The 19,897-nt window shown below is 30.7% G+C and carries 14 protein-coding genes; 1 reads left to right on the top strand and 13 read right to left on the bottom strand.

What is annotated here, in order from left to right:
• Positions 1-27: 27 nt before the first annotated feature.
• From ACZ49Z_RS07455 to ACZ49Z_RS07435, 5 genes are all read right to left on the bottom strand, one after another.
• Entirely contained in the window at positions 28-1,479 is a 1,452-nt protein-coding gene (locus ACZ49Z_RS07455) for a lipopolysaccharide biosynthesis protein (RefSeq protein ID WP_464307554.1), read from the bottom strand.
• A 49-nt stretch (positions 1,480-1,528) separates the two neighbouring features.
• Complete coding sequence (locus ACZ49Z_RS07450; RefSeq protein ID WP_464307553.1) at positions 1,529-2,011, bottom strand: hypothetical protein; 483 nt, start codon at positions 2,009-2,011, stop codon at positions 1,529-1,531.
• A 5-nt stretch (positions 2,012-2,016) separates the two neighbouring features.
• Positions 2,017-2,445: a GNAT family N-acetyltransferase gene (locus ACZ49Z_RS07445; RefSeq protein WP_464307552.1), complete on the bottom strand. Its 429-nt coding sequence runs from the start codon at positions 2,443-2,445 to the stop codon at positions 2,017-2,019.
• Complete coding sequence (locus ACZ49Z_RS07440; protein ID WP_464307551.1) at positions 2,442-4,793, bottom strand: S9 family peptidase; 2,352 nt, start codon at positions 4,791-4,793, stop codon at positions 2,442-2,444. The genes ACZ49Z_RS07445 and ACZ49Z_RS07440 overlap by 4 nt, the downstream gene beginning before the upstream one ends.
• Before the next feature lie 173 nt (positions 4,794-4,966).
• Positions 4,967-9,214 carry a hypothetical protein gene (locus ACZ49Z_RS07435; protein WP_464307550.1) on the bottom strand — a complete coding sequence of 1,416 codons (4,248 nt, stop codon included), beginning with the start codon at positions 9,212-9,214 and terminating at the stop codon, positions 4,967-4,969.
• Between the two features lie 237 nt (positions 9,215-9,451).
• Between ACZ49Z_RS07435 and ACZ49Z_RS07430 the strand changes: the two genes are divergently transcribed.
• Positions 9,452-11,122, top strand: coding sequence for an IS1182 family transposase (locus ACZ49Z_RS07430; protein WP_464305574.1), 1,671 nt, complete (start codon positions 9,452-9,454; stop codon positions 11,120-11,122).
• 49 nt (positions 11,123-11,171) lie between these two features.
• On the opposite strand, the gene ACZ49Z_RS07425 is transcribed toward ACZ49Z_RS07430, so the two are convergent.
• The 8 genes from ACZ49Z_RS07425 to ACZ49Z_RS07390 form a co-directional block, all read right to left on the bottom strand.
• Positions 11,172-12,245: a porin gene (locus ACZ49Z_RS07425; protein WP_464307549.1), complete on the bottom strand. Its 1,074-nt coding sequence runs from the start codon at positions 12,243-12,245 to the stop codon at positions 11,172-11,174.
• The gene (locus ACZ49Z_RS07420; protein ID WP_464307548.1) at positions 12,238-13,656 is read right to left on the bottom strand and encodes an AAA family ATPase; all 1,419 of its coding nucleotides are present in this window, start codon (positions 13,654-13,656) and stop codon (positions 12,238-12,240) included. Before ACZ49Z_RS07420 ends, ACZ49Z_RS07425 begins: the two co-directional genes overlap by 8 nt.
• A 4-nt stretch (positions 13,657-13,660) precedes the next feature.
• On the bottom strand, positions 13,661-14,392 hold the full coding sequence (locus ACZ49Z_RS07415) for a phytanoyl-CoA dioxygenase family protein (protein WP_464307547.1): 732 nt from the start codon (positions 14,390-14,392) through the stop codon (positions 13,661-13,663).
• Positions 14,393-14,401: 9 nt separating this feature from the next.
• The gene (locus tag ACZ49Z_RS07410) at positions 14,402-15,232 is read right to left on the bottom strand and encodes an ATP-binding cassette domain-containing protein (protein ID WP_464307546.1); all 831 of its coding nucleotides are present in this window, start codon (positions 15,230-15,232) and stop codon (positions 14,402-14,404) included.
• Between the two features lie 4 nt (positions 15,233-15,236).
• Positions 15,237-16,007 (bottom strand): ABC transporter permease, encoded by a 771-nt coding sequence (locus ACZ49Z_RS07405; RefSeq protein ID WP_464307545.1) that lies wholly within the window; start codon positions 16,005-16,007, stop codon positions 15,237-15,239.
• A gap of 51 nt (positions 16,008-16,058) precedes the next feature.
• A complete protein-coding gene (locus ACZ49Z_RS07400; protein ID WP_464307544.1) occupies positions 16,059-17,873 on the bottom strand; it encodes an OmpA family protein in 1,815 nt (604 codons plus the stop codon).
• A 30-nt stretch (positions 17,874-17,903) separates the two neighbouring features.
• Positions 17,904-19,025, bottom strand: a complete 1,122-nt coding sequence (locus ACZ49Z_RS07395; RefSeq protein WP_464307543.1) for a hypothetical protein — start codon at positions 19,023-19,025, stop codon at positions 17,904-17,906.
• 63 nt (positions 19,026-19,088) lie between these two features.
• Entirely contained in the window at positions 19,089-19,775 is a 687-nt protein-coding gene (locus ACZ49Z_RS07390) for a hypothetical protein (RefSeq protein WP_464307542.1), read from the bottom strand.
• Positions 19,776-19,897: the final 122 nt, after the last annotated feature.

Raw genomic sequence — 19,897 nt, 5'->3', positions numbered from 1 at the left:
AAATCTGATTGTGTGAATGAGGATTTTTTATTTCCTTTTCACAATTTTCATTATCACTTCTTTCTCATTTTTATAAACAAAATAAGCAAAAAACAAAATGGCTACAATTCCAAAAACAAAGGTTTCTCTTAAAATAGGAACATAAAAAGAGAACCCACTCAACACAGTTGAAAGTGCTAAATAAAGTCCGATTTTGTTTTTATCATAAGGAATAGGATATTTTTTTTGTCCTAGTTTATAAGAAATAAGCATCATTGTACCGTAGGCTAAAATCGTTGCAATTGCAGAACCAACAAACCCAATAAACGGAATTAAAATGAAATTTAATATCAAGGTAACAATAGCTCCAACAATAGAAATATATGCTCCAATTTTAGTTTTGTCAATTAATTTATACCAAACGGAAAGATTCGTATATATCCCAAGAAAGAAATTGGCTATCACAATTAAAGGAACAATATTCATTGCAATCCAATATTCGGGCTTAGGTACTAAAAATAATTTGAGTACGTCTGCAAAAACAATAACATTTAATGAGATGAAAGAACCAAAAATGACAAAATATTTGGTGATTTCTGCATAGGTTTTGGGGGCATTCTTATTATTAGCATGGCTAAAGAAAAAAGGTTCAATACCTAAAGTATAAGCGGTTCTAAAAAGCACCATAAACATTCCTATTTTATAACAAGCAGAATATGCCCCTATATCTGACAAAGAAACGTCCATCCATTCCAGCAAAATTTTATCAAAATGTTCGTTAATAGCAAAGGCAATTCCTGCAATTAAAATTGGAAAACCATAATGCATCATTTTTTTCCAAAGGGCAGTATCAAATTTCCAATCTAGTTTGAAGTAATCAGGAAGTAGCACAACCAGTGTGAATAAGCTCGCTATTAAATTAGACAGAAATATATAGCCAATTTGAAAATCAGCAATATAAATAGTTTCTAAAATAGAACTTTCCGAATACCATACTGGTAAAAAGACTATAAAAAAAACATTTAATCCTAAATTAATAACAACATTTGTAATTTTTATAACAGCATATTTTAAAGAACGTCCTTCTGCTCTTAATTTTGAAAAAGGAATAATGACTAAAGCATCTAAGGCTAAAATTAGTACTGTATAGAAAATGTAATCTACTTTAATATCGCTCAACAAAGCAATGTTTCCTTTAAAAAATAAACCTAAAAACAAGAATAGTAATGTTGAAACTAAAAGTGAAATTGTAGTAGTTGAAACTACTTTTTTCTTATCTAATTCGGTATTATAAAAACGGAAAAACGAAGTTTCCATTCCATAAGACAAAACAACATTGAAAAAAGTTAAATAGGCAAAAATAACAGAAACAGCTCCATATTCTCCCGTAGGCATATAATCTGTATATAATCTTACCAAAAGAAAACTCAGCATTCTTGGCAAAACAGTTGCTATACCATAAATGGCAGTCTGATTCAGTAATTTTTTATATAGATTCAAAGGAAATTAATTTTCTAATTTATTAGGCAAAAGTAACTAATTCTTTTGTTTATTCCTCATTGGTTTGTGGCTTCATAGTAGGATAGGCCAACATTGGTTTCTCCTGTACATTTGCTATGGTTTTAAAGAATTCTTTTTCGTTTTTCGCAAAATAAATCCTTACTTCTCCTTCTTTTAAGTTGATTTTCTTTTTTTCTGGTGCTTCATTCCCATACTCTTTTTCAGGATTCGCATCTAAATTTAGTTGATTTAGTTTCGTTTTAAATCGAGCTGCATATTTCAAATCGTCTATTTTTTGAATTACAGTTGTTTCAATGTCCTTCATTTGAATTTTATTTAAACTAACTCCTTCTTCTAATGGCTTTTCAAGATTTATATATACATCTATCCCGCTTCCTCCTCCTTGTATTCCCGCTACCCATTTTTGAAAATAGACTTCTTGTATTTTCATCATACTCGTATCTTGTTTTATTTCTTTAACAGTTGAACACGAAAATAAACTGACTAATAATAAATTCATTATAAATTTCATCTTTTCTATTTTTTTAAATGTTTTACAAAATGAAAACCTTGCGGTACAAAACCTTGATTAAAGAAAAACTTTTGTGCTCTATAATTAGAGGTATATGCATCTAAAACAACAACATTGCAATTCGTTGCCATTGCTTTTTCATTCAAATACTTAACAATTTGTTCTCCTACTCCTTTTGAACGATGTGCGGTGTGCACTATTACATTGTCTAATTCAAGATACTTGCCCGACCATAATTTAGTAGCTATCCAAAATCCTGCCAAACCAATGCAAACTTCATTATCAATAACTAAAACTTGTTTATATTGTAAAGGTAACATTTCATTTAACAATGCTTCATATTTTTCCAAAGTATAATGAGGATACATTTGTTGGATGAGCTCCATTTGTTGCAACATTTCTACTTTTGTAGTTATTTCTTTTACCTGAATCATTTTTCTTTTTGTAATAAGTTCTCGTTAAATAAATTCAATATTCTCCTGTATTCGTCAATCCAAGAATACGTTTCTTTAAAACCATGTTCTTCTACTGGAAAAATAGCAATGTCCCAATTTTTCTTCCCTAATTCTATGAAACGCTGCGATAAACGAACAACATCTTGAAATTGAACATTATCATCTACCATTCCATGCAACATCAATAACCGATCTTGAAGGTTCTCTGCAAAATAAATTGGGGAACTTTGTTTATAGGCAATACTATCTGTTTCTGGAAAATTTAGAATATTAGCAGTATAACCTTGATTATAATGTGCCCAATCGGTCACAGAACGCAAAGCTGCACCTGCTTTAAATTCGTTGGGTTTGGTTAACAAAGCCATTAAAGTAATAAATCCACCATATGAACCTCCATAAATCCCTACTCTATTCTCATCTATTCCTAAATTTTCTATTAAATATTTTTTCCCATCTAATTGATCTGATAAATCCAAACCTCCCATATGACGGTAAATTCCTGTTCGAACCTCTCTACCGTAACCATCACTTCCTCTATAATCAATATCTAAAACAGTATAACCTAAATCAGACAAAAGATTATGAAACATGAATTCACGATGATAGGAACTCCAAAAATTATGTGCATTTTGAAGGTATCCTGCACCATGTACAAATATAATTGCGGCTTTGTTTTTTGTTTCTTCTTTTGGCTTATAGAGTCTTGCATTTACATTTGTACCATCTGCAGCTTTAAAAGTAATAACGTCTGGATTTCTCCAATTATAGGCTTCGAATTCTGGTGTAGTTGAATGTGTTATTTTCTTTAACGTTGTGTTTGGTTTGTTGTCTGCAATATATAATTCCCACGGTTTATTTTTATAGGAATATCGAACGGCTAATTGCTTCTCGTCTGGAGATAATACAACTTCATGTGCTCCATCAGTATTTAAAATTGCTGTCATTTTTTTTGAAGCAATATCTAATTTATGAAACTCTCTGTTTCCAGGGTGATTAGTATTGGTAGTCAAATAGAACGATTTCCCATCTCTTGAAAGTGTCGCATTTCTCACTTCCCAATTTCCAGTAGTTAACTGTCTTTTCTTTTTTGTTTTTAAATTAATGGTATATAGATGGGAATAACCAGAAGCTTCAGATTGAAAATAAATCGTTTCATTATCGTTTAAAAAACCTAAATTTCCTCCCCAAAAAGAATAATTTGGTATTCCTGGCCCACCAATCCATGCTTCATCATGTTGGTGGTCTAGCTCTGTTATTTCACCTGAATCCAAATTTAATTGAACAATCCATCTGTCTTTGTTATCCTGACTTCTAATTTCGAAAACAGATTTACTACCATCTTTATTATAGATTGGACTTAACATTACGATTGCTTTTTCTGTTTTTTCTTTTTCTTTCAGTTCTTGATATTCCTCATAATATGTTGGATATTCTTTTATGCCTGATAAATTAGAGAATGAAACATAATATACAGTATCTTTTTCTACATTAAAAACACCCATTTTATGATTACTCAAGTTATCTATTGAAACTTTTGGACGTGCTGTTTCATTTTTAGTATAACCTTCTGCGGTAATAAAATGTTCTACTTTTGTATGTGTTTGTGAAGGATAAGTAGAAAGCCTAAAGGTTACAAATTTACCATTTGGAGAGGCCTGAATTTGTTCTAAAGATTCACTGCCATAATAAATTGCTTTTGGTAAATCACTTTTACTGTTTTCATATTTTTTATCGTACCAATCTTGTTTTGCCTTAGTATCTTTGACAAATTGAAAGAGCTCTTTTTGTTGCTTTTCTAAATAATTATCTGTTTTAGCTTTCTTTGTTGATTCATTACCGTTTTTAAAATTTGTTAATTGTTTTATAGCAAAGTCTTTCACATTCAATTGAAATAAATTACGGTTTTGCTGATAAAATATCACATCTGGATTATTACTTCTTTCAATTCCGTAGATTTTATCTGAAGATATATATAGTTTTTTAATTTCTTTTGTTTTTCGAACATAAGCATACAGATTACCTTTCTTTGAATAATAAACAATGTCATATTCCTTTTGAACTTCTGCATTTATTTCTGAAAATTCTTTTTGAGCTTCATCTAATAATTGCACTTTCTGTAACTTTTCATCCCAATAATAAGTACTTTCTCCAATATCATTTTTTGGGTTCCATTCAAAATATACCACACTCCCATCTACAGCCCAACGCTGATTCTCTGGTTGATTTCCTATAAAACCATCTCCTTTCATTATTTGCTCTAATTGGAGTGATTGAGAATTTGAAAATGATGAGGCAATAATAAACAGGTAGAAAAATACTTTTTTCATTTTAGACTAATTGATTTCAACAAATATAAAAATAAAAAAGAGCCGAATTCCTTCAGCTCTTTCAAGTAATAATAAAAATTTGTTAAATCTAAAACATTGAACATTCAGTTGTAAAATATAATTAAGTTTGCCCCCAAAATAATTATCTAATAAACATTACCTATGAACCTGAATTAAAAAACCATTTTTTTATTTACTATAGATCCGTCTTGTAGTTTTATTTGTAATAGTAGTGTTGTATTGTTTTTGGTTAAGCTGTCCAATGTAAATTCTTTCAAATTAATTTCCCTATAATTAGCCAGTTGCCTTCCTAATACATCATAAACCACAATTGAATCTAATAGCTCAATATTTGATATAACCTTAATATCATTATTACTATATGTTACAAAAACTTCATTATCTCTATCAAAATCTGTTAAACTTAATGTTGATTTTATATATACAATTTTAAATCTATTTGTAATTTTTCCTTTATTTGATGAAAATTGATATGGACTTTGTTTTACATCGTGAATTCTATTTAATTCCATATCTACTAAATAAATATTTTGTTGTTGAAAAAGTCCATCTAATGAACCTATTCCGATAGAATAATTCCCTGGAGTAACTATATCCATTCCTAAAGGCACTTCATCATTTTCATTAAAAGGGAATGTTCGTCCTTGAATTGTGAATGCGTTATTTCCAATTATACTATAAAAAGTCATGGCATCGCTACTTGGAATAACCCTACTATCGAAGAAACTATCTTCGTCCATTGTTGCATTTTGAATATACCCTAAAAGAGTTCTGTCAAATTGATTATTGGACAAGTTTGTTAAATCTAACCAAACTCTATGACGTTCTAAATTTTCAAAAGAGTTCGTGTTTGCTCCTTTATAGAAAAGACTATTACTATAACTTGCATTTCTCATTTGATTTTCAAAAGTAACTGTATCTGTTCCCGTTGGACCATCAATCATTTGAACAAAAAATCCTTGTCCAGATCCAATTAATAAATCCGAGCCTATTGCTGGACAGCAGTTTGCTCCTAATAAATTATAGGTCAAATAATCGTTTGGATTGTAGTTTGAACCATAACTTCCATAGAACGGATTTTGAACCGCTGATGAAGGCAAACTTTCATGCTTCCACAATCTTACATTACCTAATATTTTTGATGTATTATTGTATAGAAAATGATTTGCTCTTATTGAAGATGGATATGGATTTCCAATTAAATTTAAATTATCACTTAAGTTCGTAATTTGAATTCCATTTAGACCAAAATGTGGATTTGTATTAGTATCATTCCCTCTCATAATAGTCGCGTCTATTGTTCCATTATTAGGTACACCAATAAAACTACCACCTAAAGTTGTTGGAACTGATGGACTGAAAGAGTCGGGTGCTCTAACGATATATCCTTTTGCAATTTCCATTATATTACCCGATGCATTTAACCAATATCCTTGTCCTCCATTTGGATTGGCATAGATTGGATCCCACTTATAGATTGGTCCCAATGTCAACGGGCTTGCTATATTACTAACATTGAAGTTAGCAACTGGTGAAGTCCAAAACGTATAATCTAAATTTCTAACAATTGTATTTCTCTTATAAATTATTTCACCAGAGTTGACCACATCATTAATCTGAACTAAACTTCCTGCATTTTCTATTTCAAAAACTCCTCCAGTTTCTACTGTAACTTTATCTGTAACAGCAATTGTGTTTGAAGATTTCACTGTTAACACTCCTCCCGATAATACTTTCAGTGTTCCTGCAAAACCAACATAATTTGTACCCGAAATAACAGGTTCATTTACAGCGGGTGGAATGACTACACAATCTGTATTGTTTGGTATAGCACCATTAGGTACCCAGTTTGCAGGATTATCCCAATTACCATCTACCACTCCACTCCATCTTTTGCTACCAATATCTACCATTTTATCAATAATAATTGGTTTAACATTTCCGAAAAATGTTACTTTTAGTTTATATAGTCCCGTATTAGTACTATTTATTGAAGGAATAGTATAGTTTCTAGTATTTGCTATAATATTCCCTTGAGGATCTTCCCATTGGTAACTTATACGTGTATCTGTATCTAAATAGGTAGGGAAATTATTTTTAGCCATTAAGTTAACCGATTCTCCTTCACAACTTGCAGTTGTTGACTCTGCTGTAAAAACAATTTCCTTTAATTCATCAACATTAAACAAAAACATTTGAGTACCACTTAATCCTGCACCATAAGCTATATTTCTAAATCCGATTTTCTTAACACTTCTATCTTCCGGAATATTTGGATCTGCTGCTGTTGGATCTTCACTAATATAAATAGCATGTACTTTTCCTAACTTTGAATATCTTCTATCTGTTCTTCCCGCTTGACGAATTACATTTGTTTCTGGGACAGAACCCCATATTCTAGAGGCTAATACAGTTCCATTTACAATCGGAATTGCAGGCTCTTCATCTGCTGTTGCAGCCACAGCATCATTTTTTTGTTCAATATACATTCTCCCTGTTACAGGTGTATCGTTATTATTTCTAATTCCTGCATAGACTCCGTCATTACTAATAAAATCATTTCCATGAAGTCGATAATATTTCCCTGTTATCTGCTGACCTTGGTCGGTGAACGAAATATTATATGAGTACAAACCTCTAGCTTGAATCTTATAAATATTTCTTGCAGAAGCTTGAGCTCCCATATTTGTATACCAAGTTCCGTCATTAATACCCCCGTTATTTATAGCTGGATCAGCAGAGGTTGAATAGAAAGTATATTGACTAATTCCAGTTGGAAAACAAGCACCCGGTCCGTTTATGTTTGGTGGCAGACAAGGGCCTTGGTGAGGTCCTCCGTTTCCGTTTACAGTTCCGTAAGCATCTAGATTATTATTAATATTTCGTGTTGCAAAAGTAGTTCCATCATATCTTCTTATTGTAATTGTACCAGACAAGTTGTTAAGTTGTTGATACCATCTTTGAGATAGGTTTCCTGCATTATAGACATCCCAAGACCATTCATTTCCTCCAGGTAAATTTTGGGTTTCTATCACCTGAATTCTATTATCATGTCCCATATCTCTAACACCATCTGCTCCTTGAAAACTCAACATATGAATTTTTTTACCAGGTACTACGGTACAATCAAAAATTCTTTGATTATTAATCCAAGTTAACGTTTCTTCTTCTTCTACTTTTGGTAAAACAGTCGCTAAAATATCAACTATTAAAGCTCTTGAGGTTAATAACGAATGATCATTATTCATTCGTTTATAATATTCTGCATTGAAATTTTTAAACACATTATTGTCTTCAATATACATTTTGTAGAATGCTGCAGAAGCTGTTCCATAACGCTCCCAATGCACTCCAGTTCCTTGATCGCTAGACCAAAAATCTGTTCCTGTTATTTGTTGATGATTTTGAAAATCGTAATCCCAATCAAAAGCGTAACCTGGTTCTGCTCCCCATCGAATATTAAATCTCGGATCATTAAAATAGTTTGGGTATTGTTCAATAAATTTATCCATAACTATCACGGCAACTGCTTCTGCCATTCCTTCTTCAAAACCTGAAAGAGTTGGGTCATAATGCCATAAATTATTTGAGGACAACCCAACATTATCTCTCCATCCATGAATTAATTCGTGGATTAACAATCGTGGCTGATCTAAATCACCAGAAGCATTAACAAAATAAGATGATGTAATCCAATTTGGTCCATTATAGAATGTATTAATCCCCACTGAGTTTCCATCATTAATTACATTTAAAGTCTGGTTTAATGAAGGTGGACCATATACTGCTTTAATTATAGGGATAACCTTGTTATAAAAGTCCAATATTTTAGTTTGCTGCCAATTTGCAAAAGGACCTACTCCATTTATTCCAAATTGAGTTTCAACATTTACTGTTACATTATTTGCAGCATCACCTAAATTTTCCCAATTAAACTGAAAAGGGCCATAAACATCATCTATACCTCCATTATATAAATGCAAATAAAAATTTTGACCTAAGTTAAAAGTGGTTGATCCTAAAGGATTTGACAATGCAGCTAATCTAAGTTCTTCATAACTGTAACCATAAATAGTCTTATCTGTAATATATAACCCTTGCGTATATCTAATATTTTGACGATTAGGGCCATTTGGTGTTCCTCCTGTTCCAATTGAAAAAGAATCATATCCCCCCGATACCCAAGTCGCCGCAAAACTATGAATACTTTCTACCCATGCATTTACTCCTACTGCTTTGGCAACATTAGCTTTATTTAATTTATTGAACATTATAATCTCGTTTTCATCTCTAATATGTTCCTTAGGAGATGTACAGGTATGAGATTTATGATTTTGAGACCGAACAGAACTCACAATGACAAATAAAGAAAAAACCAAAAAAAAGTGTATTTTTTTCATAATATTAACAATTTTAATACGGTTAATAAACTTTAATGCCAAAAATAGTAGTTTACAAAAAGGTAAAATGGTAGAATATTACCTCAAGATTGTAGAATATTACCCTATTTTAAGAAAAAGTAGAGATTTTCACTATTTCTATAAAAAAAATGAGGCTGTCCAAAAAGTAAGGACAGCCTTTTTTTGTTGTATTTTATCTCTAAAATTAGTATCTTAGAGTTGACACAAAAATACACAATGGCTAAGATAGTTTTTAAAAATCAAACAGGCAATTCTCCAGAGTTATTTCCTATCAATATTTTCGATAGAATACCGCAAAACCATCCAGTTCACTTAGTGGAACAAGTTGTTAATCAGTTAGATATAAGTGAAATTTTAAAACACTATAAAGGTGGAGGTACTTCTGCTTATCATCCAAGAATGATGGTTAAAGTATTGTTTTATAGTTATTTATCTAATGTATATTCTTGCAGAAAAATTGCAAAAGCACTTCAGGAAAACATTCATTTTATGTATATTTCGGGTAATTCAACTCCCGATTTTAGAACGATAAACGATTTTAGGGGTAAAGTTCTAAAAAATCACATTCAAACTCTTTTTGCAGAAGTGGTAAAAATGTTGGTTGAAATGAAATATGTAAGCCTAGATGTTCAGTATATTGATGGTACAAAGATAGAATCTAAAGCTAATAAATATACTTTTGTATGGAGAGGCTCCGTTGAGAAATATAAAGAAAAACTAGAAATTAAAATTAGTCATATTTTATCGACTATTGAAAACAGTATTCAATCTGATAATCAAGAACTAAATATAGAAGAATTACCAAAGTCGATTGATTCAGAAAGTTTAAAAGAAAAGCTTTCGATTCTTAATAAAAAACTCAAAGAACCTACCAAAAAACAGGCAAGAGAATTGCAAAAACTTCAAGAGGAACATCTTCCAAAGCTTGAAAAATATGAAAAAGACTTGGTTACAATGGGAAACAGGAACTCCTATAGTAAAACAGATCCCGAAGCTACCTTTATGAGAATGAAAGAAGATCATATGAAAAACGGTCAATTAAAACCTGCTTACAATCCGCAAATATCTACTGAAAACCAATTTATTACACATGTTTCTATTCATCAAACAACAAATGACACTACAACCTTAAGTTCTCATCTTGAAGGTTTTGAAAAAGCCTATCAAAAACAGAGCAAAGAAATCGTTGCAGATGCAGGTTATGGAAGTGAAGAAAACTATGAAATGCTGGAAGAAAAACAAGCTGATGCTTATGTGAAATATAACTATTTTCATCAAGAACAAAAAAGAAAGATAAAAAACAATCCTTTTCTTGTTCAAAATTTATTTTACAACAAAGAACACGATTTTTATGTTTGTCCAATGGGTCAAATCATGCAAAAAACAGGAGTAGGAAAACGTGAAACCAGTACTGGATATGAATCACAAATTACATATTATCAAGCCAAAAGATGCCAAGGATGTCCTTTACGAAGTCAATGCCATCAATCAAAAGGTAATAGAATTTTATCAGTCAATCATCGATTAAATGAATTAAAAGAAAAAGCAAGAAAGCTACTAATGAGTGAAAAAGGACTAGAACATCGAAGTAAACGTCCAATAGAGGTAGAAGCGGTTTTTGGTCAACTTAAAAGCAATAATAAATTCAATCGATTCACAATGAAGGGATTAGAAAAAGTAACATTAGAGTTTTTACTAATGGCCCTTGGACACAACTTTAGAAAAATGAATGCATTCAAGGCAGACTTGCTAAAATTTGTTTTCAAAACCAAAATTCACACTTATCTAGCCTATTTTAAAACTAAAATTTGCCTTGTTAAAGTAACTCAAAGTTATTTTGCTATTATTTTTTCTTCAAAACAAAATAGCTTAAAAATAGCTACATAAAAAAAGCTGTCCTTTTCGGACAGCCCCTTTTTTTGAAAATTGGATCCATTTAAAACTCAAATGCTAATGATGTTACTAAGAAAAAATTTGAATTTGTCATACCTGTTTCCTTATTAAATATTGGTTCTTTAGCATCAAACCATTTGGCCTCTGTTCTTAACTTCAATTTTGAATTCGGTATGAAATCTACATTCAAAGATGCTCCAAAAACTTCTACTGGCGAAATTGCTCCGATAATGACATTCTCTTTATCTTCAAAATACTCTGCTCTAGCTGCTAAATTCCATTTTTTAGAAACTGCATATTGAGTAATTAAAGTGACCGTTTTCCAATCTTGAAAAGCATCATCAACTATGCTTTTTTGGAAACCCATATCAAATCCTAAAATAGTTCTCCATTTCTCGTTCCAACCGTGATCTACAAATAAATTATTAAAATATCTAGTTCTCAAAACATCTGTATCTACTGGCTCATCTCCAATAAAAGTACTCCAATTTACTGTTGTTTTATCTGTTGGAGTATATACTATTTGCGACCCAAATGTTGGTAGTGCTTTATTATTTGGTTTTTCTATTCTCTGCCAACCGTTTGTTGTTATAAAAGCTAAACTCCACTTATCGTTCGGGACATAATTATACTTTACTGCTGTAAAATAAAACGGTGAGCTTTCAGCCATTATAGAACGTGTTAATGTTAAGTTGGAATAGGATGATGACGTTTCAAACCCTATATAGGAAGGCATAATTCCCGCTTCAACTACATGTTTTTGATCTTTATCTAAATAGACTCCAATAAAAGCTTCATGAAATAACTTCATACTTTCTGCACTATAATTATCATCTACATTTGTTCCTGCTTGAATTGCAATATTGGCATATACATTCTCATAGGTTAAACTTGTGCGTAACATTCCCATGTTGATACTAAACTCATTATGTCTGCTATGATTATATATCCAATCTAATCTTTTATCTGATGTTGGTTTATTAAAATCATATCCATAAAAAGCTTCAAGATACCCAGAAAAATCTATTTTTAATTTACTCTCTTCTTTTACTTCTTCTTGTGAAAACACCGTTGCTGTTATTAATAAAGCAGCTGTTTTTAAAAAATTTCTATTCATTGTTATTGTGCTTATAAAATACTTGTTCTATTATTTCTTTTGGCTCTGGAATGTCTTCCTCTGTCAATGTTTTTAATGCTTTTTTTGATATTCTCTTAATTGATACAATTCTGTTAGCTTGTCTTTGAATGCATTTTTCAAAAATATTTCTTATCACTCTCGCATTACCAAAACTATCATCTCTTTTTTCATAGAGTAATTCAAAAGCATCTTTTAATTTTTCTTTTGCTTCTTCTGTTAAAATAAAATCTCCTTTTTTACAATTTAATTCAAAAATGGCAAATAATTCTGAAGGGCTAAAATGATCAAAATGAAAATAACGATTAAAACGAGAACGCAATCCTGGATTGGAATCTATAAATAGTTGCATTGGTTCATCATATCCTGCAACAACAACCGCAAAATCGTCTCTAAAATCTTCCATTCTTTTTAATAGTGTGTTCACAGCTTCTCCTCCATAATCATTTCCTAGAGCATTTTGACTTAAAGCGTAGGCTTCATCTATAAACAAAACACCTCCTTTTGCTTCAGCTATTATAGCATCTACTTTTGTAGCGGTTTGACCAACATATCCAGCCACCATTCCCTCTCTATCGGTTTCAACCAATTGTCCTTTCGATAAAAATTCCAAATGCTTAAAAATTCTGCCTAATAATCTTGCTACCGTTGTTTTTCCTGTGCCTGGAGGCCCTAAAAAAACTGTATGAAGTGTGATTTCTATGTTTTTCAGACCTTCTTTTGTGCGTTTTTGTTGCACTTTTAAAAGATTAACTAATTCGGCAACATCTTTCTTTACATTTTCTAAACCTATTAACCCATTGAGCTCTTCTAAAACTTTTTCTAAAGTATCGTCTTCTATTTCTGTAATATTATTTATTGTAAAATCAATTCCTAAAACTTCGTCTTTTGCTACATTATTTTGATTTTCTATTTCGCAAACCAATTCTAAAAAAACATTAAAAATTCCAAGTGTTTCTTTAAATTTTGGATGCTTATTTTCTTTTAAATAATTAAGCAAGTACGTTTTGCTTTTCTCTAAATCAAATAAAATATTATTTTGAATTATTGTATTAAAATGACTTTTAAAGGTGTTGGTTCCTACCAATTTATTTAAACTTTCTACTTCATTTTCATCTGCGAAATGTTGGTTTCGTATTGCATCATAATAATAGGCTAGCCCAAATTGAGATGTTACTGAAAGGTTCTTAACTTTACTGTACACAAAAATGAAATCAGATATAAAAAAGTGCTCTGCTTTTAATAACTGTTTTGTTGTTCCTTTTTGTGGTAAAAGATCATTCAATGCTGTAATACATTTTATGTCAGAATTTAAAGACTCTCCTACTTGTAAAACAGTAGTAGTTGTTGTTTTAAGTTTCTGAATAAATTCTTTAGTAAATACTCCTTTCATTTTTTTAATTCCTATTGTATTTTTCTGACCAATGAATTCCCATTGGCAAATCTAAATTAGAAAATTCTATATGAATAACTCTTCGTCTGGATTTATTAATTGTTTTATTGGATGCGTGAAATACTAACGGTTTCATTATCATAATACCTCCTTTGGGAACACAACAAATTTTTTCTTCCTCACTATCAAAATCCATATCTTCTAATCGAACAATTCCTTTATTATGTGACTTTGGTATTACTTTTAAAGCCCCATTCTTTTCATTAGTATCATCTAAATGAATTCTAATTGTAAAAATATTTTCTAAAATTTCAACTTTTGGCTGTACTGAAAACTGATTTTGCTTTACAGTCCAATTCACAAAACCTTCATGAGCCACTTTCTTATTTACAGAAATTGTTAAATCTTGGTGATAAGCTACAAACCAATTGGACTGTTCGGGTTTATCAAAATAAATAGACTTTATTACAAAATAGTTTCCCCCTAGTAGCTCTTCTAGAATATTTTTTATAGTATCATTAAACAACAAACTTGCTATTGAAGGAATTTCTTTTAGAAATTGTCTTATTGCAAATAGATCTTTTGACTTTCGGAAACTTTTACTTTCTATAGTGCAAATTTTCTCAATTTCGTGAATAATTAATTCTATTTCTTTAGTGGTAAAAACAGTATCAACTATTGCATAACCTTTATCTTCTACTTCTTGTTTGTAGTTCAATCGAATATTGTTACTCATTTTAAAATTTTACGAAAGCATCATTTGATTAATGATTTCTCTTGTTAGTTTCAAATGTGCTTCTCCAAATTCTTGCCAAGCCAAACCCAATTCTCGTAAATCGAATTTTGCAACTATAGAACCATAGGATTGTTTTTCTCCATTAACGGTTGGATAACCAATTACATAAATGACTTGTGCTAATGAAACAGCCAATTCTATATCGTGTGAAGAAAAAATCACAGTATTATATTCTGACGTAGAATTTAACAAATCAAATGATTTTTTTACTTCTTGAATATTCCCAACATCTAAACCTGAAAAAGGCTCATCCATTACAATAAACTGATCTGAAGAAAATAACTGTTCAATAATTGCTGTTCTTTGCCTTTGTCCGCCTGAAAGCTCATTTGGATATTTAGATTCGCAAGTGTCTAATCCCCATTTATGCAAATAATCTTTTATTTTTTCTTCTTTTTCTTCTTCTGTTAAGGTAGATTTTCTTAAGGCGAATTTTAACGTTTGAGCCACTGTTTTATGTCTAAACAGTGTGTATTTTTGATCTACAAAACCAATGTCTCCTTCTTTAATATCTTTAGCAGCACCTTCTTCATTACTTTTAAAATCTTTAATTAAAATTTTTCCAGTTTTTGGTGCTACCAAACCCGTTAAGGCTTTAAAAAAAGTTGATTTCCCTCTACCTGATCGTCCAACTACTGCAATAACTTGAGAAGTACTATTATGGTTTTTTCGAACCACATCTTTTTCAATTAAATTTATATCTTTAATAATAACAGTGTCATCATAGGCAACACTAAGATTTTCCACATATAAAAGCGTTTCTTTAAATTCGAAATCCATATTTTTATATTTTAGAGTATCTGAAAACAGCTCTTCTTAAGTAATTTATAAACCAATCTAATAACAAACCAATTCCTAAGATGATTATTTGCAATGCAATAATTCGCCCGTGATTCATGAATTTATCTGAATTTTTGATTAGAAAACCTAACCCTCCAGATGCAACTACTATTGATTCGATGGTTACCAACATCATCCAAGTAATCGCTAAATTTTGACGAATAACATCGATCACATAATCTAATCTTCCTAAAACTATTACTTGCCATAACACTTCAAAACGGTTGCATTTCAATGTTTTTGCATGATCAAATTCTTCTTGAGGAATATCTTTCACTACCGAAATTAATGAAGTGGTTAAAAATGTAGTTAGAAATATCACCATTATCCAAATTTGCATATTTCTAGCATCGTGAACAACAAGAGTTACATAGAAAGACAAACCCGTAAAAGGAAGAAAACGAAATTTAGTTATAAACTCTGCAACAGGTTTCATTAATGGAATTGGCCAACTATAGGCAAAAAACAATGAAATTACCGTGGCAAGAAATATAGACAAAAAACACAATTTCAAAGAATTGAAAATATGCACCACTAAACCTTCATTGTATAATTCTGTGAAACCTTGAAATACTTGTTTTGGATTTGGAAACAAATGTTTCTCTCCAGAAGTACCTATAATCCAAATAAGGACTAAGATTGCAATCCAAGCAAAAAGAATTATCATCTTTTTTGATTTGGAAATTTTCTCAAATGGTGTTACTAGTTTTATCATGGATTGAATTAAAAGAGCTATCTTGTTGGATAGCTCTTTTGCTTTAATTTATTATTTCAACAAAGTAATTACTACTCTTCTGTTTTTTGCTTTTCCATCTGCAGTGTTATTATCTGCAGTTGGTTCGTTTGATCCTTTCCCATCAATCATTTGGAAACGATTTAAAGGAATTCCTTTTTTTCTTAAATAATCTACTACAGATTCAGCTCTGTTTTTAGATAAAACTAAGTTAGAATTTGGATTACCAACATTATCTGTATGTCCAACAATCGTCAATTTTGTATTCTCTGCTTGAATTAAAAGATTGTAAATTTTTTCTAACTCACTTGTTGAACTATTTGAAATTTGAGCGCTTCCAGTATTAAAATTAATTCTCCACTCTCCAGAAGCCATTACTTCTGTAGCTTGTTCTGTATAATCTGCTTTTTCTGGAGCAGTAGATTGAATATCATTAATATTTTTTAAATAGAATAAATTTACTGCATCTTCATAAGATGATACTTTACCCACATTTTCATTAAACCCAAATGGATTTAATTCTGTCAAATAATTCGACACTTGGTTGTAAACTGATTTATATCTATTCACACCATCTGATAATCCAAAATATTGCATAGCATCTAGATAATTAAACACTTTAGAACCTCCCATATTATAAGTTAATCCGTTTTTAGTGCCTTGTTGTCCTTTAAACATATCATACCAATATTTAGGAGATTCCATTTGGTAGGTATCTGTTACTGCTTCTGATGCTCTTACTCTCCAATCGTCATAATTTTTCATTTGATTCGATGCTGTTAAAGCCGATTTCAAAATATTTGAAACAATTGCAGGGTTTTGAGAAGCCCATTCTTTTAACCCAATTAAAACCGTTGGCATTTGGTTGTTAAATTCTTTAGTTGACACAATATCTACAAATCCAGATAATTTATCAAAAACTAATTTATCTCCTGGCGTCCAAGTTGCACAACCATCAATTTTTCTATTTACTGTCTTACCTGTTAATTTTCCATTAGACACTTCTTTCAAAGATACTGTCCATCCCGTTGTTTGCGATTTAATCAATTCTTCTGCAGATTTAATATAATCATCATTCTCAGAAGCATAAATATTCACCGCATCTGCATCATAAGTAGAAGGGTCTGGATTTACTTTTAAACCATTCGCAAAACAATAATTTACTGTGGTTACCCAGTCTCCATCTCCTAATACAGCAGATATAACAGAACCCTTCATTGTTTGAGGATCAGATTTCCAGCTTGGTGGTCCGATTAATTTATCTTCTCCATAACTCATTCCAACAGCTCCCATTACTTGAAGATGGTATTTATCTTTCCCATATTTATCGTCTAATGATTTTTGAACAGAACTAATATAGAATGGAGCACCATCTCCCATAATCATAACTGCGAAAGCCGACTTATCTGAAGTTGGATATTTTGTTCCTTGATCAAATTCTTCAATAAATTTCATTTGCATATTGCGTAATTCTGACAACCAGTCTTGACGAATAATTTCAAGATTCACCCCGTTTTTTTCCATTAATGAACCTTTCGTTGTCTTTGGCCCTCCATTAGAAACAATTATTCCAGATTGAGCATTCCAAGCATATCCAGCAATTCTAATTTTAGGTGCATTAGCCACTTCTGAAGAAATATCTTTAGATGGCAATTCAATTTTATCTGCATTTACGACATTATCAACAACCGCCTTATCTAAAGTCATTCCTTCTAATTGTTTGGATGGCGGTGTGAGTATTCCTGGAGCCAAATAATAGATTGCTCCTAAAATTCCTCCTATACCAAAAATCACAATAAGTAATTCAGATAATGTAGTTAATTTTTTTGTTCTAAGAATTTTTCCCATGTTTATATAAATATTTTAGTTTTAGTAATTTTAAAAAATATCTCCAAATCCACCCGCATTCTGTTTGTCTTCTTTAGACATTTTATAATTTGGATTAGAATATCTAGTAGAATCTGGAATAGTATTATCTCCTGTTTTAATTTTATCTGCTAAAGAATCTAATCTTGAATATAGTTCATCGTTATCTACAGAATATTGAGATGTTAACGTATCGATATCTAAGAGGTTTTCAGATGTTCTAGCAATATCTTGAGCAATAGTTGAAGTTACTACTTCTAAGGCATATTCTAACTCCCAATCTTTGGTAAACATCATTGCATTTTTAGCACTTTCTGTTGCTGCTTTAGCATTTTTAGCAAATTCATACTCCTTTCTAAGCATTGTAATCGTAGCATCAAAATCGGCAATCTTAATATCGATTGCAGTTCCAGCAAGGGTTAATTTACGATCCATCTTCCCTAAAACATTTGCTCTTACACCATATTTCTGAATAAAACTCTTGCTCTGCTCGTACTGATTTGATATTCTTTGTGAGTTACTCAGCTTTTTAGCTAATTCACTTTGCAATGCAACATACTCATCTGTATCTTTGGCTCCCAAACCATTAATTCTTACCATTTCATCCATTGCCGATTTTAATCTTTCCGATTGACGTTGTAAACTTAATAGTTCTTCTTGATAATCTTTAGCCTCTTTTTCAGATTTTGCCGCTTCCATTTCCATTTCGTTTTTTAACCCTTTAAGCTTCGCTTTGGTGTTTTTAAAAATTTCACGGTTTTTAACCATTTTCTGCTTTTGTTCTTCTAACTCATTGAATGGGTTACTTTGTATTAAAGCTTTGTGCAAATTCTTAGTAGCGAAACGAAGTGCTTTCATAATTACTGGAAACATCATTACCAAAAAAATCAAGAAAATTGCAGTTGCAGAAAGCGCAATTACTTGTCCAAGCATCGTAAATAATGGTGGAATAATATAGGTCCATGTTAAATAACCTCCAATTCCTAATAAACCAAGAGCAATTGCCCAAAATATATATTTTTCACCTTTTTTTAATGTTTGAGTGTTTAATGCTATTTCGCCTTTAGACTCGTCAAAATGTTTTAAAATAGGTAGCTCTAATAGTGTGCTTTTTTCCTGTTCAAATTTATTCATATTTGTTCTTGAATTGCTTTTTATCTTTTCTATAGTCTTAATTCCAAAAAACTATCTTAAAGATTATAAATATTGATTAATTCCGCTTATAACTAAATTAATTGAGTCTAGTATTTTCTGCTTTGCAAAATTATTAGCCTCAATTTTTAATTGAAGTTCTTTTAATTCTTTTTCATTTTTACTATCTACATTAACTAACAACAATTTTTTCTGTTGTAATTCTTCTTGCATTTGAGCAATTCTAGTTTCTAAATCTGAAATTGAAGCTGTTAATGACTCTTTTTCCTTATGAACCAAGTTATTTAAATCCTGGCTTTTAGCATTTCCTGTTGCGTCATATTTAGTATGGACTTTATTAATTTCGTCAATATAAAATTTAGCTTTTTCAAGAAGAAATTGTTTGGTTAAATCTGATTTTATTGATTTCCCCATTGTAAAAGCCATTTGATAACTCTGTGGATTTGTAATTCCAACAGCTACTACAGATTTATACATCTCAAAAAAATCAAAATCTTCTAAATTCAATGAATCAAAACCTTTTTCATATACTTCCAAAATTTCAGCAACAAACGGGTTGTTTGATGAATCAATATTAGTAGTACTGCTTACTACTTTCTCATCTGGGAATTTTTTTGTTTCCACAGAAGATGAATTGTTTTCTAGAGATTTAGATGGTTTCTCTTCTTTTTTTGGAGAATTACCTTCGTCATTAACAAATAGACTTTTCCAATTAAAACTTTCTTTCGACATTGATTAATTATTTCGTTGTTTTTAATTATACGCAAAAACTTTGTTAAAGTTACATTTTAAAAAAAAAATAATCTTTACTTTCTCAAATATATGAAATTTAGAATTTCAAGTAGAAATAAAAA

The organism is Flavobacterium sp. KY-23415 (genome assembly GCF_055384985.1).
The sequence above is the reverse complement of the archived record's forward strand: the minus strand, read 5'-3'. Positions and strand labels throughout refer to the sequence as shown.